At 44.0% G+C, this 23,343-nt stretch carries 18 protein-coding genes and 1 tRNA gene; 7 read left to right on the forward strand and 12 right to left on the reverse strand.

Annotated elements, in window-relative coordinates:
• Positions 1–85: 85 nt before the first annotated feature.
• The 5 genes from J0A67_RS05275 to J0A67_RS05295 all read right to left on the reverse strand — a co-directional run bounded on the left by J0A67_RS05275 (position 86) and on the right by J0A67_RS05295 (position 5,589).
• Positions 86–1,303: a PQQ-dependent sugar dehydrogenase gene (locus J0A67_RS05275; RefSeq protein WP_438839584.1), complete on the reverse strand. Its 1,218-nt coding sequence runs from the start codon at positions 1,301–1,303 to the stop codon at positions 86–88.
• Between the two features lie 82 nt (positions 1,304–1,385).
• Positions 1,386–2,039 carry an MFS transporter gene (locus tag J0A67_RS05280; RefSeq protein WP_206568216.1) on the reverse strand — a complete coding sequence of 218 codons (654 nt, stop codon included), beginning with the start codon at positions 2,037–2,039 and terminating at the stop codon, positions 1,386–1,388.
• 51 nt (positions 2,040–2,090) lie between these two features.
• Positions 2,091–2,576: a cyclophilin-like fold protein gene (locus J0A67_RS05285; RefSeq protein WP_206568217.1), complete on the reverse strand. Its 486-nt coding sequence runs from the start codon at positions 2,574–2,576 to the stop codon at positions 2,091–2,093.
• Between the two features lie 372 nt (positions 2,577–2,948).
• Positions 2,949–3,827: a helix-turn-helix domain-containing protein gene (locus tag J0A67_RS05290; RefSeq protein WP_206568218.1), complete on the reverse strand. Its 879-nt coding sequence runs from the start codon at positions 3,825–3,827 to the stop codon at positions 2,949–2,951.
• Positions 3,828–3,930: 103 nt separating this feature from the next.
• Entirely contained in the window at positions 3,931–5,589 is a 1,659-nt protein-coding gene (locus tag J0A67_RS05295; RefSeq protein WP_206568219.1) for a carboxylesterase/lipase family protein, read from the reverse strand.
• Positions 5,590–5,904: 315 nt separating this feature from the next.
• On the opposite strand from J0A67_RS05295, the gene J0A67_RS05300 reads away from it, so the two are divergent.
• The 4 genes from J0A67_RS05300 to J0A67_RS05315 all read left to right on the forward strand — a co-directional run bounded on the left by J0A67_RS05300 (position 5,905) and on the right by J0A67_RS05315 (position 10,979).
• Complete coding sequence (locus J0A67_RS05300; protein ID WP_206568220.1) at positions 5,905–6,363, forward strand: (2Fe-2S)-binding protein; 459 nt, start codon at positions 5,905–5,907, stop codon at positions 6,361–6,363.
• A gap of 2 nt (positions 6,364–6,365) precedes the next feature.
• Positions 6,366–8,468, forward strand: a complete 2,103-nt coding sequence (locus J0A67_RS05305; protein ID WP_206568221.1) for a xanthine dehydrogenase family protein molybdopterin-binding subunit — start codon at positions 6,366–6,368, stop codon at positions 8,466–8,468.
• 446 nt (positions 8,469–8,914) lie between these two features.
• The gene (locus J0A67_RS05310) at positions 8,915–9,655 is read left to right on the forward strand and encodes a helix-turn-helix domain-containing protein (protein ID WP_317195046.1); all 741 of its coding nucleotides are present in this window, start codon (positions 8,915–8,917) and stop codon (positions 9,653–9,655) included.
• Positions 9,656–10,364: 709 nt separating this feature from the next.
• Positions 10,365–10,979, forward strand: a complete 615-nt coding sequence (locus J0A67_RS05315) for a hypothetical protein (RefSeq protein WP_206568223.1) — start codon at positions 10,365–10,367, stop codon at positions 10,977–10,979.
• A 291-nt stretch (positions 10,980–11,270) separates the two neighbouring features.
• Here J0A67_RS05315 and J0A67_RS05320 read toward each other — a convergent pair.
• Positions 11,271–11,359, reverse strand: a tRNA-Ser gene (locus J0A67_RS05320).
• Positions 11,360–12,308: 949 nt separating this feature from the next.
• Between J0A67_RS05320 and J0A67_RS05325 the strand changes: the two genes are divergently transcribed.
• Complete coding sequence (locus tag J0A67_RS05325; RefSeq protein WP_206568224.1) at positions 12,309–13,610, forward strand: nitrogen regulation protein NR(II); 1,302 nt, start codon at positions 12,309–12,311, stop codon at positions 13,608–13,610.
• A gap of 11 nt (positions 13,611–13,621) precedes the next feature.
• On the opposite strand, the gene J0A67_RS05330 is transcribed toward J0A67_RS05325, so the two are convergent.
• The 4 genes from J0A67_RS05330 to recQ all read right to left on the reverse strand — a co-directional run bounded on the left by J0A67_RS05330 (position 13,622) and on the right by recQ (position 19,087).
• Positions 13,622–14,077 (reverse strand): gliding motility lipoprotein GldH, encoded by a 456-nt coding sequence (locus J0A67_RS05330; RefSeq protein WP_206568225.1) that lies wholly within the window; start codon positions 14,075–14,077, stop codon positions 13,622–13,624.
• A complete protein-coding gene (locus J0A67_RS05335) occupies positions 14,070–15,473 on the reverse strand; it encodes a PSP1 domain-containing protein (RefSeq protein WP_241265106.1) in 1,404 nt (467 codons plus the stop codon). Before J0A67_RS05335 ends, J0A67_RS05330 begins: the two co-directional genes overlap by 8 nt.
• Before the next feature lie 131 nt (positions 15,474–15,604).
• The gene (purD, locus tag J0A67_RS05340; RefSeq protein ID WP_206568227.1) at positions 15,605–16,894 is read right to left on the reverse strand and encodes a phosphoribosylamine--glycine ligase; all 1,290 of its coding nucleotides are present in this window, start codon (positions 16,892–16,894) and stop codon (positions 15,605–15,607) included.
• A gap of 15 nt (positions 16,895–16,909) precedes the next feature.
• Entirely contained in the window at positions 16,910–19,087 is a 2,178-nt protein-coding gene (gene recQ / locus J0A67_RS05345; RefSeq protein WP_206568228.1) for a DNA helicase RecQ, read from the reverse strand.
• 97 nt (positions 19,088–19,184) lie between these two features.
• Between recQ and J0A67_RS05350 the strand changes: the two genes are divergently transcribed.
• Both J0A67_RS05350 and J0A67_RS05355 read left to right on the forward strand, forming a co-directional pair.
• Entirely contained in the window at positions 19,185–20,153 is a 969-nt protein-coding gene (locus tag J0A67_RS05350) for a KpsF/GutQ family sugar-phosphate isomerase (RefSeq protein WP_206568229.1), read from the forward strand.
• A gap of 5 nt (positions 20,154–20,158) precedes the next feature.
• Positions 20,159–21,235, forward strand: coding sequence for a mannose-1-phosphate guanylyltransferase (locus tag J0A67_RS05355; protein ID WP_206568230.1), 1,077 nt, complete (start codon positions 20,159–20,161; stop codon positions 21,233–21,235).
• A gap of 64 nt (positions 21,236–21,299) precedes the next feature.
• Here the strand turns inward: J0A67_RS05355 and rlmB are convergent, their stop codons facing one another.
• Together rlmB and J0A67_RS05365 are read right to left on the reverse strand one after the other, a co-directional pair.
• Positions 21,300–22,076 (reverse strand): 23S rRNA (guanosine(2251)-2'-O)-methyltransferase RlmB, encoded by a 777-nt coding sequence (gene rlmB, locus J0A67_RS05360; RefSeq protein WP_206568231.1) that lies wholly within the window; start codon positions 22,074–22,076, stop codon positions 21,300–21,302.
• Positions 22,049–23,284 (reverse strand): GWxTD domain-containing protein, encoded by a 1,236-nt coding sequence (locus J0A67_RS05365; RefSeq protein WP_206568232.1) that lies wholly within the window; start codon positions 23,282–23,284, stop codon positions 22,049–22,051. Before J0A67_RS05365 ends, rlmB begins: the two co-directional genes overlap by 28 nt.
• Positions 23,285–23,343: the final 59 nt, after the last annotated feature.

A 23,343-nucleotide genomic window follows, 5' to 3' on the forward strand; every position in this document is an offset into this window, starting at 1 on the left:
AAGTAGTTTAGCTAAGTATTTGAAAACACTTTTAGGTAAAATGAATAATTGAATTGTTGTTTTCACCAGATTAGTTTAGTTGGATTCAATCAATATCTATTTTGTAGAGTCTTCCTTGGTCAGTTATTGCGTATAAAGCAGCATCTGTTCCTTGGGTTATGTCCCTAAAGCGCTGGTTTTCTCCGCTGAGTAAGCGCTCTTCTCCTATTATTCTGTCATTTACGATAATCAGCCTTATGATATGCTGACCGGAAAGTGAACCGATAAACAAGTTGTTTTCCCATTCTGCAATTCGGTTTCCTTTGTAAAAAGTAATTCCACTTGGTGATACGACGGGATCCCAGTAATAAACAGGTTGCTCCATACCGTCTTGCTGCTGGATTCCTGCTCCTATTGTTTGTCCCCCGTATTCAATTCCGTAGGTGATAGTAGGCCAGCCATAATTCGCACCTGGCTTCACAAGATTAAGTTCATCTCCACCACGTGGGCCATGTTCAGTTTGCCATAACTCTTCGGTTACCGGATGAATTGCAAGTCCTTGCGGGTTTCTGTGCCCAATACTATACAATTCAGGGAGGGCGTCAGCATCACTAAACTGGGGATTGCCCGGAGCAGGCTGACCTTCAGTAGTAATGCGGATAATCTTACCTAAAGCAGCATCTACATCTTGGGACAAAGGACGAGTAGCTATTCCGGAACGTTCGCCAGTACTCACTAAAAGGTTTCCTGTTTGGTCAAAAAGGATTCGCCCTCCGTAATGCGCGGTGCTGTTAGCTGCTGGATTTGCGCGGTAAATAACTTCTGAATTTTCTATGGTTGTTTCTTCGGATGAAAGTCTACCCTTTGCGACTGTCGTTACAGTTCCCCCAGAAATATTTTCCGAGAATACCCAATAAACCATGCGGTTTGCAGAAAACTCGGGGTCAATACAAAGCCCCAAGAGACCGCCCTGTCCTCCGGAATTTACAACAGGAATGCCTGTAATTGGGCTTCCAGTTTCTCCTGTCTGGGAAACAATTCTCATAGTTCCAGCTTTTTCACTGATAAGAAGCCGTCCGTCAGGAAGGCTCGTTATTCCCCAAGGTGAATTTAAATTCGTAGTAAGGACAGTAGAGTTATAGGAAGCTGTAGTCCGAACGCCATTTGCGCGTGTTTGACCTGCAAATGCAGGTGAATAAGTTGTGTTTGGAGCATTAGTTTCCAAAGGAGAGACGGAGATTGGATTTATAGCTATTTGCCCATCACTGTCTCCACATGCAGTTAATGTCAAAATTAAACTTGCTATTATTATGAATTTCATCATTATGCTGATCAGTTGAATAGTTAGGTGCTTTGATTTTGTTGAAGATTTAAAAGAGAGCATACACTTAATAGTATACAAAAGATTAAGGCTGGTTATCTGATTTACTGTTATGTTTATCAAAAGCAATTAATCCCATGCCTCCCGTAATAAGAAAAACATATCGCCAACTCATATGAGCTCCTAAAAAACTCCCCATTGGTGCAGCTATTACTGTAGCAATGGACACTGCTCCAAAGATGATTGAAAGAGCTTTCGGTATTGACTCAGCAGGAACCAAGCGCATTGCCGTAGCTGCTGACATAGCCCAAAATCCTCCGATGCCTATGCCCAATAATACACGTCCAATTAACAAAAGGGGGAAGTTTGGAGAAAAATATACTATTAGGCATGAAACAATCTGAAGAACACAAAATGATAAAAGCACCCAACGTCTGTCCAGACGCCGGGTGATCGGGGTGATTAAGCAACTACTGATTAATGCAGCGTCGGCTGTGGCTGAAATGGTTTGCCCTGCTAGACCTTCAGTGATACCCAAATCATTGGCCAATGGTGTCAGTAGACTTACCGGAAGAAATTCTGCGATAATCAAACTAGCTACCCCCAAGGCAATTGCCCAAATAGCTTTCCAGAATGCTTTCATGGGTATTTCTTCCTCAATAGTATGGCTGATACCCGATATCATAATATTAATTTGATTAATTCTAAATCCGGATTTTAAAGGAAACTCTTGTTTCAACTCTTTTTATGAAGAGCATCTATGAGCTTTAATATTTCCAAGTATCCTATATTACTCCAATTCAAAAGTTACCAGTACGTTGCTTGAACCTAAAGCAGTCTCAAGTCCGGAGGGGTCATCTATACTGCCAAGTTTGGTGTAGCTGTAGGAAGTGGAAAAGGATTTGTAGAAAAGCACAAGCGTTCTTGATCCATAAAGCATCAGGTCTCCTGTCTTAATAGCTTCAGGACGTGATGCATCTGTGGGCAAACTGTCGGCAAAGTCAAAAAATTTTTCATTTCGATTCAACTCTGACATAGTTATGGTTAAAGGAAGCAGATCTAAAAATGCATGTACAGATTTATTATCAATTAAAGTTGCAGTGAATGTTTCCTGACCAATGATAATTTTTATCTGAGTAGAAATAGTATCTGCATCACTTGGATTTTGGACGTCAGTTCGATCTGTCATAGGTATAGTGTCTTCATTACAGCCGGCAAAAAGAGGTAAACTTATTAATGAAATGAGAATAATAATTAAATAGCTAGGTCTTTTCATTTTTCAATTGGTTGAATTTGAAAATTTATTACAGGGGAATCGCCTCCTTTATTTGGCAGGATTTAGTTTTTTATTTTCCAAAGTTTTGCTCCAATCCATGAAAGCTTTATTTAAAATGGAGCAAACCAAAACCTTGAGGATTAGATTTAACCCTAGTATTTAAGCCAATAAGTTTATTTTAGTGATCTCCCACTTAAAGCACATACAAATTGAAAAGCTGGATTTTTATTAAGCCCAACATGACATTTCCTTATTAGTTGTTGTAAGTATTTGCCTTAGAGGGATCCAATTATTTGACTTATTACCTTATTACAAAGGTCAATAAATCAAGTTGGGTCTAGCTAACGATAATCAAATCAAAAGATAAGAAATTCAAACTTCTAGGTTTCGAAATGCTTTTGGATTAGTTCCAGTTTGTTTTTTAAAAAAATTATTGAAATAAGTCGGATATTCAAAGCCTAGAGAGTAGGCAATTTCGCTGATGTTCCAGTTAGTGTGCTGTAGTAAAGCTCTTGATTCGCTTAAAATCCGCTCTGAAATATGAGTTGTGGTGGGTTTGCCAGTTACCTCCTTTATGGCTCTATTGAGATAATTCACATGGACTGATAGATGGTTTGCATAGTCCTGCGCAGTTCTCAATTGTAAGGGTTTGCCTGAAGTTTCGATTGGAAACTGACGTTCCAAGAGTTCCAAAAATACAGCGGTAAGTCTGGAAGCAGCATTTTTATGTTGATCATAATTTTCAGAAGGTTGCAACTTCATCGCTTCATGAAGTATCAACTGAATATAATTTCGTATCAAGTCATCTTTAAATGCATAATCAGATTGCTGTTCCTCAATCATCTTGGTAAAAATCCCATTTAAAAACTCCCTCTGGGTTTCATTGATTTTTAGGATAGGCGTTCCGCCAAGTTTAAATAGTGGTGACTGCTGCAGACTGTCAGATCTTTCCGATTGCTTTAAAAAATCTTCTGAAAAAAGGCAGGTATAACCTACATATTTGGTAGATAATGTTTCCCAAGAATAAGGTATATGCGGATTACCGAAGAATAGAATCGTGTCATGAGCCTCAAAACTTCGGTCAGCATAGTGAATGATGCTCTTCCCTGTAGTCAGACATATTTTATAGAAATCCTTACGGCTATAGATTTTCGTGGCATTTCCGTCTTTCTCAATTTGAAATACATTAAAGCCTTTCAGTTTTAATTCATTGTTGAATTCTGAAATGGGACGTTCTCTATTGTTAGTCATTATATGAAGTTAAGGTATTCAAACTTACTGTTTGTGATGTTTAGTAATCTTGGAAAAGTTTTCTATTGATTTTCCTTACACTTTTTTAGGCTATAAATTCCGATTATACTTTTCCAATTGCTCTCCAGGTAGCCAATTCCTCACTAAATCTATTTTCTATAACTTCGCAGGTAGCATCAATCCGCATTGTCGGTCTGGTTTGTAAATTATACGCCGGCCAGGAAGGAGCATTTGCTGAAGGTGTTCCGGTTTTGGCGAAATTTGTCCATAACTCAGCGAAATTACGGGATGCCTCAAAGCGGTCTACTTTGCTTCCCCCGAATCCCATCCGGGGAGTTTCACCATCCTTAGGTGGAACTTCATTGTTGAATTTGAATGAAATGTCCATCGCATGCGGAGTTCCCATCTCATAGTCCGTTCCTGGGATTTTCATGTTGGATTTATATCCGAAATTATATAGATATACTGGTGCAGCGCCTTCTTGAGCTTTCTTTTCTGCAATCTCAATCGAACCTAAGCCCATCATATTGATCGACGAAATAGCCACAAAAATATCAGGAGCGGTAGCTTCTGGTCGGGCATGTCTATAAGATTCGACCAGTTTCTTAGCATCTTCTCCGAATTGGCCAGAAAGCCTTTCAGTGATTTGGTCGAAATCCATACTGAATGGTGCTGTGTCTTTGCGCTCCCACGCAAAAAAGGTGTATTCATCCTCATTCCAGCCCACTAGCAAGGGTTTGTCTTTGGATATTTTGGCCGCAATTGGATCGAATGGATGAGTAGGTAGGATAACATCGTCCACAACCGGCCCAAATCCCAAAATAGGTGAATCAGACTGGTTTCCTTTTTCTTTGTTTTGAAAAGGAGGTACGAATGGAATTTTAGACTGGACTTCCAAAAGCTTACTTGCAGGTACTTCCAGAAGTTTTTTCCAGTCTTTTGGATCAATGTTCAATTCTTCCAGAACCAACGCTGTTGTTTTTGATGCTTGGGAGGTAGTCAGCATTCTTACCCCGGGTCCACTTTCAATAGAAGCTTTGTTAAAATAAGGAGCAGCTTCCGGCATAGCATATAATGCCGATGTTTTCCCGCCGCCACCAGACTCACCAAAAATCATGACATTGTTGGGATCTCCTCCGAAATTTGCAATGTTTTCATTTACCCATTTCAAACCTAAAGCAATATCGGCAACACCCATATTACCGGACCCTTCATATTCAGCTCCTGCGATTTCGTCCAAATAAAGAAATCCCATCAATCCCAAGCGATGATTGGTCTCTACTACAACCACATCAAAATTCCTTGCTAAGTTTGCTCCATCCTGCCCTCCGGATCCACCCGAACCGCCCACATATCCACCACCATGACTGTAAAACATAACAGCACGATTTGCGCTGTCATTTGCTGGAGTCCACACATTTAGGAACAAACAATCTTCCGAAGGTTCCGGCTCACCTCGTCTGGGGTTTTGGATTGCTGGTGCACCAAGTGTCAAGGTGTCTTTTACGCCATCCCAAGGTTGTAATGGAGCGGGTCTTTTAAATCTTCTGTCACCGGAAATTTTCCCACCATAAGGAACTCCCTTAAATGTGTTTACTCCATCTATGCGTTTTCCTCGGATTTTCCCGTAGACTGTATCTGTGTTGATGAACTCATCAGGCAAATTAATTTGGGAGAAGCTAAGCGTTGGGAAAGCACTTATGGCGGAGATCATACCGAGCCTTGCAATAAAATCTCTTCGGCTTTTGAGAGCGTGATTCATAATCGGGGAGGTTAGTTTTTGGGATGCAGATAAACAAGAATTTAAGATTGGAATTTAAAATCATTTATCATTTATGAAGTTTGATATTCTTAGGAATAAGTTTCAATTCATTAATAAATGCATCATTTTCTAGGAGAGATTTAATGTCCACATTATATCTCCTAACTAAGTAAGTTTCCATTCACGCTCAAAAAATTGAAAATTATAGCTTATGGTTTGAATATCTTAATTGGATTAATTAGTTAGATTCTAAATTTATTGTTTATCATCTTTTCCTGTTTCTAAAGTCAAGTTCCCACAAAAATCATATTCACAATGCCGAATTACTCTCTCTCTGTCAATGGCAAAACCATGTCAGTCGAAGCTGATGAAGATACCCCACTTCTGTGGGTGCTTCGCGACCATTTAAATCTTTTGGGAACAAAATTCGGCTGTGGTATAGCACAGTGTGGTGCCTGTACTGTGCATGTAAATGGCAGTGCGATGCGATCCTGTGTGTTTCCAGTATCGGCGGTTGCTGATAATGAGATCACCACGATAGAGGGTCTTAGTAATAAAGGGGATCATCCTCTTCAGGAGGCTTGGATCGAGCTTGATGTTTCACAATGTGGGTATTGTCAAGCGGGTCAAATAATGGCCGCATCATCCCTATTGAAAGATAATCCTAATCCCTCAGATGAAGAGATTGACGCTGTCATGACAAATATCTGTCGATGCGGAACGCATGTACGAATTCGAAAAGCCATTCATTTAGCCGCAGAAAAATCAGTCTAACTATGGAAACCACAATTTCAAGAAGAAACTTCCTAAAAGTATCTGCGCTTACAGGAGGCGGAATGCTACTTAGCTTTTCGATGTTTGCCGAGACTAAAGATCCAATGCGGGTGGTGGAGTCAATTTTCAATCCCAATGCTTACATCACCATTAACTCAGATGGGTCAATCATACTATTAGCTCCCAATCCAGAAATCGGACAGGGAGTAAAAACCTCTCTTCCAATGATAATAGCTGAGGAAATGGACGTTGACTGGAAGAAAGTAATCGTACAATTTGCTCCCACAGACAGCAAATTTGGCAGACAGACAGCGGGTGGTAGTGGGTCTATCCGAGGGAGATTTGAAGAACTGCGAAAGGTAGGTGCCACTGCTAGGGAAATGCTTGTCAATGCAGCTGCAGAGACTTGGAAAGTGTCTCCTTCAGAATGTTCAGTCTCCGATGGGATTGTGACTCATTCATCAACCGGCAAAAATCTTAGCTATGGTGAATTAGCTGCAAAAGCTGCTTTGCTGGACATTCCTTCAGAACCTATATTAAAAGATCCCAAGGATTTTAAGATTTTAGGCACGCGGGTAAAGGATGTAGATGCACTGAAAATAGTCACCGGAACCCCACTTTATGGCATCGACACTAGACGTGAAGGAATGCTCTTTGCCATGGTATCCCGTGCCCCTGCCTATGGAAAAACCCTGGAATCTGTGGATGATAGCGAAACACTCAAAGTAACAGGAGTTAGAAAAGTTGTGAAACTTTCCAATTCTGTGGCTGTATTGGCAACTTCTACCTGGGCTGCGAAAAAAGGTAGGGATGCCTTGAAGATTCAATGGAAAGCGACAGAGAAACTTGAGAATTCCTCCGAGCATTTTTCGACCTTTGAAGAGATGCTTGAGAAAGGAGCTACTTCCCCATCAAGAAATGACGGGGATGTTGACGCTGCTATCCAAAGATCCTCAAAATTGCTTGAAGCAAGTTACGAGATGCCAACTTTATCTCATGGACAAATGGAGCCGCTTAATTTCTTTGCGGATGTTCGGGCAGACAAGGCTGTACTTTTTGGTCCTACACAAGTTCCAGCGGCAGTACGGAAAGAGGTTTCCGAACAGCTAGGTATTCCAGAAGACAAAATTCAGATTGATTTACCACGTCAGGGAGGTGGATTTGGAAGAAAGCTGATGACAGATAATGGAGTCGAAGCCGCCTTGATTTCCGCTGCGGCACAGAGTCCAGTGCAGGTACAGTGGACACGTGAGGATGATATGCAAAATGATTTCTACAGACCTGCTGAAATGTACACCTATAAAGCGGCACTTTCAGAAGACAGTCTTCTTGCATGGCATCAATCTGCAGTAGGAATTGGTCGAGGGGTAAATGGGGACAGCTATGTAGCGGGTGCCTTGACAAATTACCGATCAGAAGGGCAAGGATTACACAGCAATACCCCTACAGGATGGTGGAGAGCCCCGGGAGCTTGTACAATGGCATTTGCGGCTGAAGCTTTTATGGATGAGGTTTGTACCGAACTAAAAAAAGACCCCGTACAGTTCCGTTTAGATATTTTTGAAAAAGCAAAACAACAGCCGGTTGGAAGGATTGGATACGATCCTGACAAATACAAAAGCGTGGTTGAGCTAGTTGCAAAGATGTGTGACTGGGGAAATACACCACTAGGTGTATTCAGAGGGATTTCAACTTGGTTCTCCTTCGGTTCTTATGCTGCTGAAGTGGTAGATGTCAAAATGGTGGATGGCAAACCACGCGTTATAAAAGTGTACTGTGCAGTTCATTGCGGTAGACTTATCAACCTAAGTGGAGCTGAAAACCAGGTTCAAGGCGCAATAGTAGATGGGATTTGCCATGCCATGTTCCCAAAAGTGACTTTCGTAGACGGAGCAGTTGTGGAGAAAAACTTTAACTCTTATAAGTTTCTCAAAATGGCTGACACTCCTTACGAAATAGAGGTAAAGTTTGTAGAATCAGGTGACGCACCGACTGGCTTGGGAGAGCCCGCCTTACCGCCTGTTGCAGCTGCACTAGCAAATGCAATCTTTGCAGCCACCGGAAAACGAATCCGAAAAATGCCTTTTGCAGAACAAATGGTTTAACATTTCATAAAAAGCTGAAAAAAATATTTTTATTTATTAAACTCCAATTTTAACTGACGCAAATCAGATATTTGATCGTTCTAGTTTGAAGTAATAATTGGAGATGTTTTTTTCAAACAAAACCTTACCCATTTGCGGCTGTTTTAGGTCTTCCCTTTTTTGAAATTTGGAATATTTGATTTTTATAAGGATTGGTTTGAATTGATAGCAGCGAAAGATTCTAAAATTTGATCTTTGTACATCATCATATTTCTACTAAAAGGAAACAACCCACAGATAGAGAGCGAATGGATAAGCCGGATACATTACGGGATTTCTATAAGAGGAAATTCATCTGGATCCCCAAGACCCTTAAAAATGACTTGGGGCATGTTCATGTTTTCCATCTAGAACCTCAAGTGGAAGGGAAAACAATTCCTTATAGGCGAAGGGATTTTTATAAAATTATGCTGGTCAGGGGTGCGAGTACTGTGCACTACGCTGATCGGATTTATGAGGTGAAAAAACAGGCTTTGATTTTTTCCAATCCATTGGTTCCGTATAAATGGGATCAGGCATGCGAGGAACTGAAGGGTGTCTATTGCATTTTCAATCCTAGCTTCATTTTGGACTTTGGGCAGATCCACGAGTATGAAGTATTTCAGCCCAATGGTACCCATATCTTTGAGCTGAGTGAAGAGGAGGCGGATGAGCTCCAAAAGTTATTCGACAAGATGGAGGCAGAATTCAATTCCGAATACAAATACAAGTATGATGTGCTGCGAAATCAGATTTTTGAACTGATTCACTTCGGTATGAAGCTACAGCCGACCTCACAGCAGCAGATCCAGCGTGGAAATGCCGCGCTACGGATCGCATCTATCTTTTTGGAACTGCTCGAAAGGCAGTTTCCCATCGACGAAAGCCATAGCTCAATCCAATTGCGGACTCCGACGCAGTTTGCAGATCAGCTGAATATGCATGTGAACCATCTGAATCGTGCGGTCAAAGAGATGACTGGAAAGACCACTTCCCAATTGATCTCCGAGCGGCTGTTACAAGAATCCAAGATTCTCTTGAAGCAGAGTGACTGGAATGTGTCAGAGATCGCCTATTCTTTGGCTTTTACTGAGGTGACGCATTTCAATAATTTTTTCAAAAAACATTCAACTATGAGCCCAACACAGTTTAGAAAATCAATGCATTAGACAGAACATAGATAGATTTGGTAACGAAAAATGCCAAGTCCTAGTGGGCTTGGTTTTTTTGTTCTTCGTACTGTATGAATTGTATGAGGTTAAAATTAGGATCTAAACCATTCAAATGGATACCAAAATGACTAAATACTTTCAATGGTAGTTTGCGCTAAATGGGTTTGAAGGGGAAAATTAAAGCCAGCAAAAGAAAAAAAGCATCTTCAAATCGTACCCCTCGTACGGCTCGTACCCCTCGTACCGTAGGAATGGTACGAGGCTGAAATGAGATTCGAAACCCTTCAAATGAATTCAATTCTGAAAAACGCGAAAACCTTCAAGTTTCCTGCAATGGTTCTGGGTCAATTTGGGTGTTAAGTTTATCATATAAAAATGGAACAGGTGAAATGTGACATCATTATAGAGAAAAGTGTAATAAATGGAGTTTAAGATATTCTAATTTTACATCGCGGTGAAAGTCAGTGGCTAATCACGTTTTTTAAGGGTCTGATGAAGTTTTGAAGGCGATTAGAGACCAAATGAAACTCTACCGAATCGGACAGTAAACCCTTTACTTTATGATCAAAAAGCTCTTCCTTTATTTTGCCCTGCATGTGTCAATTCTCAATGGGTTTTCCCAGGAAATGAAAAAAGACATAAGACAACGATCTCCGGGAAAGCATCTATAACCAACAATGGTATTTCTTTTATACCTAATTTTTCCTTGGAACAGCCAGCGGTAATCTTCAATCTTTCCTTGGAAAATGGACGATTCAGTTTTGAGCCTGAATTAACATTTTCTCTGGAAGAAGGCCGGGCTTGGTACCAGGTATATTGGTTTCGCTATAAAATTATCCAAGAAGGAAAATTCAACCTTCGAGCCGGGGGGCACTTGGGTTTGAACTTTGCAAAGACTTTGGACTCCAGAAACAATGAGGTAATACAAACCGAACGCTATTTGATCGGGGAAGTGGTCCCTACTTATCAAATTTCAGATAATGTGATGGTCGGAATGAACTATATGATTGGCAGGGGATATGATATCAATACAAATGAACTCCAGCACTTTATCTCATTTTTCGGTAATTTCCGAAACATTGAATTACACAAAGAGATTGGACTGGAGATCTCTCCGCAAGTATTTTATCTCTCCTCATTTAATTTCGGAGATGGTTACTATTTCGCTATTGAGTTCAAGATCTTAAGGAAAAATTTCCCTTTATCACTTTCCTCTGTTATGAACCAGAAGATTTCTAGTTCAATTCCTGGGAAAGACTTTCTGTGGAACATGACATTATCCTATTCCTTTGGAAAAGGGACAGTAAGTAATTCAAATTAATTAATAAAGCACTTTTGTTGAATCTAATTGAAGGCTGTGAAAGTAAGAGTATCAGTACCTAGGGAAAAATAAAATTGACAACAAAAGAAAAAGCAATCTCAAATTCGTACGCTTCGTACGGCTCGTAGCTATCGTACCGTACGAATTGTACGAGGCTAAAAAAACTTCGCCAGAAGTTGTAGGAGAAAGACCTCAATTCAAAAATCCGACGATTTCGCTACTATATTCGCTACTGATTTCAAAAAATAAACCCTAACTATCAATATTTCAGATAGTTAGGGTTTTGTCTTGCAGAGAGTGGGGGATTCGAACCCCCGGTACAGTTTAACCCGTACGACAGTTTAGCAAACTGTTGGTTTCAGCCACTCACCCAACTCTCTAATCCTGTTTAGCGTCTCCGCTAAAGTGTTGCAAATATAATCCAATTGGAAAGATTTAAACAAGTATCTGCAAACAATCGGCCTTAGTTTCCGATATTCTCAATTAAACCCTTGGAAATCAACTTGAATATTTCGGCGTATTCGATGCATTTCTGCATCATGGATTTGGATTATGAGCTAGAGTCTATTTTTGAGCAGATTCGAGAATATACAATTAGCCGAAAAGGCTTGTATGTTTCGGAAAAATCCATGTTGCAACTTGCAGCGTCGGTAGTTTTTGGATTAGATTCGCCAACTCTTGTGATATGAGCGTAAGTGTCGTGGGACTTTCCTCAAGGTTTGGCTTGATCATTTAAGGGATATATATTTGGTGGAGAAAATGGTCACATTTTTTGGCACCTAATTTGAAAAATACCCTGTACTGGGTATTTTTCAGTTCTTGCCGAAGCCTACTTTTATGGAAATTCTATCTCATTATGATTATTCAGACTTCTAAATGCGATTTTTTAATCGAAGAATGTGGCAGAAAGGATGGTTGTGTATTTATCTATTCCGAAAACTTGGAGGAAATACAGCGGCTGTTTGGTTCTTCTGAAACAGAGTACGCTTCAAAAGGGGATTGGAAATATAGGGTTTCAATTTGCAAACAGGACTTGGCTAATGCACTGATCTTGATGGTCAAGGAGGTAAACTATCAAGAATTTTGCCCCAAAAAATTTCAGCAGGCTTGATTTGAGCAGTTTAGCCCATATTAGGTTCAGAAATGCTTTTTAATCCATTTTGGGATGAAAAGCATTTTTTACTTTAGCTTCTTCTTTTTTGTGCTTGTTTTGAAATTTTATCCTGAATAAGACGAATTATTGGTATTAAATTTTATCATACGAATCTTTTTCGTGATAAAATTTTTCGTGATTTTTGAAGCCATCCCGCATAATACCTGAAATCAGTCTTGATTAGTACAAAGAATCTCGAAAATCTCATTCCGGATTTCCTAATGGAATCCGGTTTCTTTCACGTGGTGATCGTCGATGTCGAAGGGCGGGTACTGATGCATAATCGGGATTTTGCAAAAGTTGACGGATTGCCTGGTCAAACCCAATTTGCCGACATCTTGACACCAAATTCTGCGGCAGAATTCAATTATTCCTTAGAACTTTTGCTTTGCTCACCAAAGACTAAAAGAGATTTGATGCTGGAGCATTCTGTTGGAGGTGGGGGCAAGGCCTCCAGGGTGTGGTGGGAATTTTCGGTGATCACCAACCCGGAGATGGATTTGTCGGGAATTCTCGGCATCGGAGTTGGGATGCAGTTTTTGGAGCAGGAGATGCCGTGGGACAACCTTGTCGATGTCCTTGGGTTTGGCAAAATTGCGCTTGACAAAGACTTTCGGATTTTGAATTGGGATGATCGGATCCTGCAATGGTTTGATGCGGACGGAGAAAATTGGAAAGGAAACAAACTGATGGAAGCGCCCGCCTTCAAAGGATTGGCTCAACTCAATGAGATGCTTGGCCAAGTATCCAATGAGAAGAATCCAAAATGCTTGATGGTAGAATCTCACACTTCTCCCGTGCCGGCATTTGCAGCTCTTCTTACAGCGAGTACAGAAGGCTACCACTTGTTTTTAGTTCCAAAGGAAATCCAATCCCAAAAACAAACCGAAAAACCGGCTATCCCAACCAATGTTTTGGCTTGCCTGCCAGGAGCGGTTTTTGTTTTGAACAAAGCTGGCAAGCTTTCCCAAATAAACCAAGAAGGGAAGAACCTCGGCAGGATTTGGAAGGGCAGGGCCTATTCAGAGGGTTTTTCTCTCACTTTCCCATGCCAGCCCAATCGTTTTTCCAAGCTCCTAAGGGCGATAGATAGTGCGAACAACGGCTTGGCAACAGATTTGGAGTTGAAGATGCTGATGCCAGATCAGGAGTTTCAATTTTGGGATGCCTATGTCAGACCCATTCAGGGCGGAAGCGACTCGCCGGAGGGTGTATTGATACAGGTCTTCGATTCAAGCAAGATCAAAAAGCAGATATTCCAAGTAAACCGCGAAAATGACAGGCTGAGAGATTTGGCTTTAAGCCCCTCACATATATTAAGAGGCCCACTTTCCTCCATGATTGGTTTGTTGGAGCTGATCGATTCAAAACAGCTTGATAGGGAAAATCAAAAGCTTTTTAACTATCTGAAACCGCTATCCAAAGAACTGGATCAGGTCATCAGAGATCATGCAAAAAAAATGAGCACCTTTACCTGAGGTGCTCATTTTTACTTTAAGATTTTCAGTCCAACAGCTTCCAGTCCAGGGAGATTCTCTTGCCTCATGTATTGGATAAACCTAACTTCAGAGGTATTTCCCGATACCTCGAAAGGCAAGGTGTCATACATCGTAAACGTGTTTCCAAACCCTTTTCCCATCGGTTTTCCTGATTTTGAATCGAAAAGCGGGACGTTTATCAGTTTGTTATCCAGTTCCAGTCCGCTTGTATCACTGCTGATTACGCGGATGTAGCAATTGGAAAAGGGATATTCTTCGTTGTACCGGACTGCAATGAGCTTTTTGCCCGACATCGCCTTTACTTCTTTTAAATCAAAAGTCGCCGTATCCGCTTCGCTCCAAGAGTTTGATTCGAACGAGTAAAACTCCTCAAACACCCGATCGCCATCACAGGAAAAAAGAAAGGTCAGCAACAGGATTCCAAGCCAACTTTTCAAATTATTCATTGCCTCCATTGTTTGGGCCTTGATTTTTTCTTGGTGGAAACCGGCGTTTTCCATCTCCGGATTTGTTTCCCTGGTTTTCGGATTTTGGACTCGGGCCTTGGTTTTCCGTTTTGGGCCCTGCATTAGGATTTGGAGCTGGTTTGGGTCGGTTTCGGTTTTTGCTCTTTTTCCGTCTGGCCTCATTGCCTTCTTTTTGCTCCGCTCTGCCAGTCGCCTGGGTGTCTTGGGTCTTTGGCTGAAGAGGGGTGGTAGAGGGCTGATTCTGTCTGTTTTGAGGCTTTTGACCTTGGGGTTTTGCTCCTTGGGGTTTGGCAGCGGGAGTTCGTGGCTGTTGCGCTGGCTTGGCTGCAACTTCTGTGGTGGCTTGATCTCCCTGAGGTCTGTTTCTTGGTTTTTTCTTCTTTTTCTTTTTGGAAAACTTCTTGTCCAAAAGCTCAAGTTCACGTGTGGACTGCGCGGCTAAGTCTTCCAAATCAGTTGATTTGTCGACCTGAAGGTTGAATACCTTGATGCCTTTCTCGTTGAGTATCTGAATTTCCCGAACCCTGTCGCAGGTGATACTATGCCAGTCGTTGTCGTTATTGTAGCTGAACCACATCAGTCTTCGGAAGATGTCAGTCTTTTGGAGTTTAGCAGGCCCTGCTTCAGTTTGCAGCGGTTTGTCCACCTGGGGAATGTCTTTGATCGCATCCATATAGGTGTCCAATTCATAATTGAGGCAGCACTTCAGCCTCCCGCACTGCCCGCTGAGTTTGCCTGGGTTCAATGACAGATTTTGATAGCGAGCAGCAGAGGTTGTCACGTTTTTGAAATCTACCAACCATGTGGAACAGCATAGCTCCCGACCACACACGCCAATCCCGCCCAACCTACCTGCTTCCTGGCGGAGCGAGATCTGCCGCATTTCCACCCGGATCTTAAACTCTCCTGCCAAGGCTTTGATCAGTTCCCGGAAATCCACGCGGTCTTCGGCCGAGTAGTAGAAGGTTGCCTTTGAATTGTCTGCCTGATATTCTACATCCGACATTTTCATCTGAAGCTTGTATTCTTCCACGATCTGCTTGCAGCGGTAGAGAGTTGGGATTTCGCGGTTTCGGGCTTCTTCCCACTTTTCCAGATCCTTTTGATTTGCTACGCGGTAGATTCGGGTGATGTTGTCATCATCACGCACCTTGCGTTTTTGCATCTGAAGGCGCACCAGTTCGCCTTGGAGGGAGACATAGCCGATATGGTGGCCGTTTGGCACGTCTACGACTACCGGGTCTCCGGTATGAAGGGTCAAGTAGTCGACGTTTCGAAAGTATTCCTTTCGGCCTCCTTTAAACTTGACCTCTACAATATCAAAATTGTCGACCTGGGGAATCCCCATGTGGGAAAGCCAGTCGAAAGAGTTCATTTTATTGCAATCGCTCGTGCCGCAGCTGCCATTGTTTTGGCAGCCGCCGGTACCTCCTGAGGAGGTGGAGCAGGTAGTACATCCAGCCATAATATATTTACAGGGCTTTCGCCTCGGTTAGTTCTTTGGGTTTAATTCGTCAATTTCAGGATATCCTGACCGATATCCCTGCGATAATAAGCCTTGTTCCAACTTATTTTCCCAACGGTGTCAAAAGCGTTTTCCAGCGCTTCGTCGAGCCCTTTTCCAAAGCCCGTCACGGCGATTACCCTGCCCCCTTGGTTGACTATTTCTCCTTGGGAGTTTTTGGAGGTGCCTGCGTGGAAGATCACACTCTTTTCGATATTGTCGGGCAAAGAAATCGGGAAGCCTTTTTCATAGGATCCGGGATATCCCCCGCTTACCATGACCACCGTGGTGGCATATTCAGGTGAAATCTCCAGCTCGTATCGGTCCAGCGTACCAGTGGCGATTCCTTTGAGAAGGCCCACAAAATCGCTTTTGATTCGCGGCAGGACCGCTTCCGTCTCAGGGTCGCCCATGCGGACATTGTATTCGATGACCGATGGCTCGCCATCCTTGTTCATCAGGCCGATGAATAGGAAGCCTTTGTAGTCGATTTCTTCTTTCTCGAGTCCGGCAATGGTCGGCTTCACGATCTTTTCCTCGACTTTTTTGATGAAGTCCGCATTTGCGAAAACCACCGGGCTTACGGCACCCATTCCCCCGGTGTTCAATCCGGTATCGCCCTCGCCGATACGTTTGTAATCTTTTGCCTCCGGCAATATCTTGTAGCTCTTTCCATCGGTGGCAACGAATACGGAGAGTTCTATTCCAGAGAGAAATTCCTCGACCACGACTTTGGAGGAGGCATCACCAAACTTTGCCTCCAACAGCATTTCTTTCAGCGAGGTTTTAGCTTCTTCCAAGGTCTGGCAGATTAGCACGCCTTTTCCGGCAGCAAGCCCATCGGCTTTCAATACGATTGGAAGGTTTTGTCTTTCGAGATAAGCCAATCCCGCTTCTATCTCATTGGTGGAAAAGGTCTCATATGCCGCTGTAGGAACTCCGTTTCGCTGCATAAACCTCTTTGAAAAATCCTTGCTGCCTTCCAGTGTCGCTCCAAGCTGGGAAGGGCCAACAATAGGGAGTGTGGCGGTATCAGGCTGGGATTGAAGAAAGTCCACTAGTCCCTTGACAAGTGGTTCTTCAGGGCCGACCACGACTAGATCTACGGATTCGCTCATGACAAAGCCATGTATGGCCTCGAAGTCGTTAATCGAGAGAGGAACATTTTCGGCGATGTCGGCGGTACCGGCATTTCCCGGTGCCACGAAAAGCCTCGAGCATTCTGGGCTTTGTACGATCTTCCAAGCAAAGGCATGTTCTCTGCCTCCGCTTCCCAATAAGAGTATATTCATTGACTCGTTTCTTTTTTAGTTGGCATGTTCGGAGATGAACTTGATCCGGTAGACCCGCAGTTCGTCTTCTGCAAAGTCCTCGTCGCCAAGTTCTTCCAATGCCGATTTAATATGATCGCTTTCCGCATTCATGAAATAATCATGGAGAGTTTCTTCCCGCTCCTCGTCCATGATGTGCTGAATGTAGTAATCGATGTTTAGTTTGGTTCCGCTATAGATGATCTGCTCGATTTCCTGGAGCAGCTCACCCATTGAGATGTTGAGATTCTCGGCGATCTCATCCAGGTCGATCTTGCGGTCAATCTGCTGGATAATCGAAATCTTAACCTTGGATCGGGTTCCGGAGGTTTTTACGACTACTTCAGTGGCAGTCTCAATTTCGTTTTCCTCCACATAGGCAGTAATCAGCTTCAGGAACGGAGCCCCAAATTTGACAACTTTTCCCATACCTACACCATTTATCTGTGCAAGTTCTTCCCGGGTGGTCGGGTATACCGTTGCCATTTCTTCGAGGGACGGGTCCTGAAAGATGACATAAGGTGGGAGGTTCTTAGTTTTTGCGACGCGTTTTCGTTCAGCCTTTAGGAGCTCGAAGAGCTTCTCGTCATAGGCAGGGCCTGTGCTGACTTGGACCTCCACGGTTTCTGCATCCGTGAGTTTTTCATAGTCATGATCCTTATACAAATCCACGGAATACGGCGCATCCATAAACTCCAAGCCCTTTTTGGTGATCTTGAGAATGCCATAATTCTCGATGTCTTTTTCCAAAAGGGCCGTAATCATCGCCTGGCGTATGACCGAGGTCCAATGCTTTTCCGATTCGGCTTTTCCCTTCCCAAAGACTGGCAATTGGTCGTGCTGATAGCTCTTCACATAGTCGTCGGTCTCGCCACGGATTACCTTTACCAGATGCTCTAGGCTGAATCGCTCGTTGGTTTGTTTTACCGCTTCCAAGGCAATCAAAAGATCATCCATGCCTTCAAACGTCTCTCGGTTCCGCTTGCAGTTGTCACAAAAACCGCAGTCCTCGTCCAGTGTTTCCCCGAAGTAGTTCAGGATAAACTTGCGTCTGCAGACACCTGTCTCCGCATAGGCTGCCATCTCCTGTAAAAGGATTTTGGCATTTTCCCGCTCGGTGACCGCCTTGTCTTTGTTAAACTTGTCCAACTTGATGATGTCCTCGTATCGGTAAAACATCAAACAATGGCCTTCCAAGCCGTCCCGCCCGGCGCGGCCAGTCTCTTGGTAGTAGCCTTCCAGCGACTTTGGAACGTCGTAATGGATGACGTAGCGAACGTCCGGCTTGTCGATTCCCATTCCGAAAGCGATCGTGGCGACAATGACATCCAATTCTTCGTTTAGAAAGTCATCCTGGGTTTTGATGCGCACTGACGAATCCAGCCCCGCATGATAGGGGGCGGCATTGATCTGGTTGACTTTCAACAGCTCGGCGATCTCTTCGACCTTTTTTCTGCTGAGGCAATAGATGATTCCCGACTTTCCCTTGTGTTGCTTGATGAATTTGATGAGGGACTTTTTGGACTCATTTTTTACCTTCGGCCTTACCTCGTAGAAAAGGTTGGTTCTGTTGAAGGATGACTTGAACAAATCAGCCTCTTCCATCTGCAGGTTCCGCTGTATGTCCTGCTGGACTTTGGGCGTAGCTGTGGCGGTCAGTGCTATGATTGGTAGGTTTGGAGCGATTTGGCCGACTATGCTCTTGATTTTGCGGTATTCTGGACGGAAATCATGTCCCCATTCAGAGATACAGTGAGCTTCGTCTATCGCCACAAAGCTCAAGTGCGCCGACTTCAGAAAGGCGATATTGTCTTCCTTGGTGAGCGATTCAGGAGCAACGTAGAGCAGCTTGGTTTTTTTCTTCAGAACCTCGTTTTTCACCTTGGTCGCTTCTGACTTGGTGAGAGTTGAGTTGAGAAAATGGGCGTTGATCCCCACGGCGTTCAATTGGTCCACCTGGTTTTTCATCAGAGCGATCAGGGGCGAGATCACGATGGCAGTGCCCTCGGTCACTACAGCTGGCAGTTGGTAGCAGAGCGACTTGCCCGCACCGGTCGGCATGATCACGAAGGTGTTGCGATGGTTGAGCAGGTTGTCTACAATGAGCTCTTGGTTCCCACGGAACTGGCTAAATCCGAAGATTTTCTTAAGATCTGCTTTTACTTTTTCCTCCACGCGAAGAAGCGGCTTAGTGGGTGATAAATGCCTGTAAACAGGAATGAACGATTAGTTTTATACCTTTGTCCAAAATTAGTGATTAACGCAGGTAAAATTGAATTTAGCTAAAAATATTAGAAATACAGCCACCCGGGTTTTGCAAAATGAGGCAAACGCGGTCCTAAAATTGGTCGATTGTATAGATGGCGATTTTGAGGCTTGTGTGGAGAAAATATTGCGTTCCAAAGGCCGCGTCGTCATTACCGGTGTGGGCAAAAGCGCCATCGTCGCAAACAAGATTGTGGCTACCCTGAATTCCACGGGTACGCCGGCGCTTTTCATGCACGCTGCTGACGCCATCCACGGGGATCTGGGGATGATCCAGGAGGAGGATATCGTGATATGTATTTCAAAATCGGGAAATACTCCCGAAATCAAGGTGCTTGTGCCCTTGTTGAAAAAGCTGGGTTCTGTGTTGGTTGCCCTCGTTTCCAATAAAAATTCCTACCTCGCCGAGGAGGCGGATTTTGTCCTCGACGCGACTATAGGTGAGGAAGCCTGTCCGCACAACCTTGCGCCGACGACCAGCACCACTGCCCACATGGCTTTGGGGGATGCGCTCGCCGTCTGTCTCTTGGAGGCGAGGGGTTTTACTTCGGATGATTTCGCGAGATATCACCCTGGCGGATCGCTTGGAAAGCAGCTCTACCTAAAAGTCGGTGATGTGCTTTCAAAAGGGGTGGTGCCGGTCGTTTCGGAAGGCGCTGATGTCCGCGAGGTGATCATAGAGATCTCAGGAAAGAGACTCGGCGCTACCGCGGTAGAGGATGCTGAAGGCAGGCTCACCGGTATCATCACCGATGGGGATTTGCGGAGGATGTTGGAGAAAACCCTGGACATCCATAATCTCACCGCAAAGGACATCATGACGGTAAATCCCAAAACAATATCAAAAGACGAATTTGCCATTCGTGCCCTCAATCTGATGCGCAATCACAATATCACCCAATTAGTCGCTCTGGATGGGGGAAAAATCGGGGGTTTTGTCCATATTCATGACTTGATGAAAGAAGGCATAGTTTAACTCTCATGCAAGATAGACCCTATATCGTGATTATGGCTGGAGGAATCGGATCCAGATTTTGGCCATATAGCAGAAACAGCCGCCCCAAACAATTTTTGGATATCCTCGGGGTTGGCAGAAGTCTTCTGCAGATGACTTACGACAGATTTTTGGAGATTGCGCAGCCAGATCGTTTCTATGTGGTGACCAACCAGATGTACCACGATCTTGTAATGGAGCAATTGCCGGATCTGAAGCCGGAGCAGATTCTCACCGAACCACTACGACGAAATACTGCCGCCTGCGCAGCTTATGCGGCATATAAGATAAACGTCGTAGATCCGGAGGCGACGCTGATCGTTACGCCTGCGGACCAACTCATACTCCAGGAAAACAAGTTTATCGCCACCATCAAGAAAGCCGTGGAAGCCGCCAAGGTCAAGGGTCGATTGATCACCCTGGGCATCAGGCCCAACCGGCCGGATACAGGCTACGGATACATCCAATACCATGAAAATGAAGATGGCGACTGTGCGATGAAGGTCAAGACTTTCACCGAAAAGCCGAATATCAAGCTGGCAAAAACCTTTTTGGAAAGCGGTGATTTTGTGTGGAACTCGGGGATGTTTGTATGGAAGGTAGCCAGCCTTTTGGATGCCTTTCATGAGAACATGCCTGACGTGGCTGATGCTTTTGAGGAAGGCAGGCACCATTTTGGCCAGCCCACGGAGCAGGAGTTTATCTTCAGGGCCTATTCATTGGTGAAAAATGTGTCACTTGACCTCGGCATCATGGAGAAGTCCGACAACGTCTACGTGATTTTGGGAGACTATGGCTGGTCTGATGTAGGATCTTGGATTAGCCTCCACGGTTTGCGGGAAAAGGATGAAAACTCGAACGTCATCGAGGCAAATACCTTACTTTTTGATACAAAAAACTGTTTCATCAAAACCGACAGCGACAAGCTAGTGGTCGTAGAAGGCTTGGACAACTACCTGATCAACGAAACAGAAAATGTGCTTTTGATCTGTAAATTGGACGGCGAGAAAAAGTTTAGGGACTTCGTAGCAAACGCCAAGAAAAAAGGGGAGGACTTCATCTGAAATCCCCCCTTTGCTTTATGCAGCTAACAGTAAGCTTCGGCCTCCAACTTTGGGCCAAAACTTGCTATTTTTTTCGTTGTCTGATGGCTTCGTAGATTGCCACACCTGCTGACACTGAGACATTCAAACTTTCGATGTTTCCAGCCATAGGGATTTTGACTTTGTCGTCGACGATTCCCATGATTTCCTGTGAGATCCCATCTTCTTCAGATCCCATCACCATAGCTACGGGAGAGGAAAAGTCAGCTTCGTACATGGACTTTTCTGTTTTTTCGGTGATCGCCACCAGCGTAAGCCCCATTTTTTGCAAGTCCCTGCAGGCATAGAAAAGATTGCGAACGCGGGCTACAGGAAGGAAGTTCAGCGCTCCGGCTGAGGTTTTGACGGCATCGGAATTGATCTGCGCGCTGCCTTTCTCGGGGATCACTATGGCATCCACGCCAGCGCATTCCGCAGTACGGGCGATCGCACCAAAGTTTCTTACGTCCGTGATATGATCCAAAACAAGAACAAGAGGAGATTTCCCGATTGCAAAGCAGTTGTCGATCACGTTGTCCAAGGAAGCGTAGGCGATCGAGGACATCTGTGCGATCACACCTTGGTGATTCTTTCTGGTGATTCGGTTAAGCTTTGCGTCCGGTACACGGACGACTGGGATTTTCTCTGACTTGCATAGCTGCAGCAATTCCTTGATCAGGTCGTTGTTTAGTTCTTTTTGAACCAAAACCTTATCGATTTCTTTGCCAGCATGGATGGATTCCATCACCGCGCGGGTACCGAATATAAAATCTTTGTCAGTGGCTCCTTTTTCGATCAGAAAGCCATCCTTCCGCTTCTCCATTGGGAAATGTTTTTGAACCAAACGGGCTGATAGGCTCGGGATCGGTTCAGGGTGTAGAAATGTGGACTGAGTATGGTCTTAGCCCGCGCAAAGGTAAACCTAATTTTCGAGCTCGCGTCCATTCCGGCATAAGTCCACACTTCCCGGTCCAGGTAGAAGTTTACCTCCTGGGGAGGACCCATCACGATGTAGACCATTCCGCGGTCCGTTTTCCAGCCTTCCTTGAAGTCGGTGAAAAGGATGTTTGCAAATTCTACCATTCTAAAATAGTTGCGGATCAATTCTTTGGCAGTCTCCGGATTGCGCGTCAAGGAGATCCAATACTCATCCAGGGCCTTTTTTTTGTCCTCGGCCAAGATCAGTGCTTCATGCTCCTTTCTGGTCGATATATAGGTCACCATCTGAATCATTTCCTCCCAATCCTTGACTTTGGGAAAGGATTCATGGGTGGTCTTAAGGAGAATTCCTGATGAAGCTGCAGTATCGGTCTGGAAAAAATAGTATCCCTCCTCATTGAGTTGTTTTGGGATATTGGAAAGAAAGTCTCCCATTTTGATCACGTTCAGTTCCTTTGGAATGTCTGATGGGCGGGTTTCCATGGGGGGAAAGGGAACGTCGAAAGACATCGGATAAAAGAATGCGTGAATAGAGGGAGAACTCACAGTCTTGAACAGCAGGGATTCCTCTTTGTTCAGGTAGTTTTGGTCAAAAGGCACTTCGTTGGCATAGTAGGCACCGAAGTCCGGCTGGCCTAAGACATAGGCGCTCTTCAGATCGATATGGTAGACATATTCATCTCCTTGTCGTGTATCCACCACCGTCAGCATCGCAATGGCCGTCTCTTGGCTTGCAGGGATATCCACCTCTTGGTCAAAGATCCAATGCCTTTCGGTATCAGCCCTCAGATCGTCTTGGCCCAAAGTCTTGGTCTGCTCTGCTGTGATTTCCTTGTCGTAGGAGTCCAAGATGGCGTAACTGAAGGTGAAATCGGAGAAATTTGGATTTTCTTCGATTTTCTCGACTACAAATTGGACTTTGAACCGGTCAGGGGCGGTTTTTATTGGGATTACCTTTAGCCCCAAGCGGGAATAAAGGGAATACCTGAGTGCCTGGTCGGTTGAGGCAAGCGTTTTTTGAGCGTGTGAAGTTTGGTATATGGATAGAAAGCAAAGGAAAAAAAAGAGGTGTAGGGGGGTGATTCGATTCATTGGGTCTTAATCTCGGTTTTTAAAAATTAGACTTACTTTTGCCAAAATACTAAAATTCC

Origin of the sequence: Algoriphagus aestuariicola (assembly GCF_017254835.1) — a bacterium.
In the GTDB taxonomy this organism is placed as follows: Bacteria; Bacteroidota; Bacteroidia; order Cytophagales; family Cyclobacteriaceae; genus Algoriphagus; species Algoriphagus aestuariicola.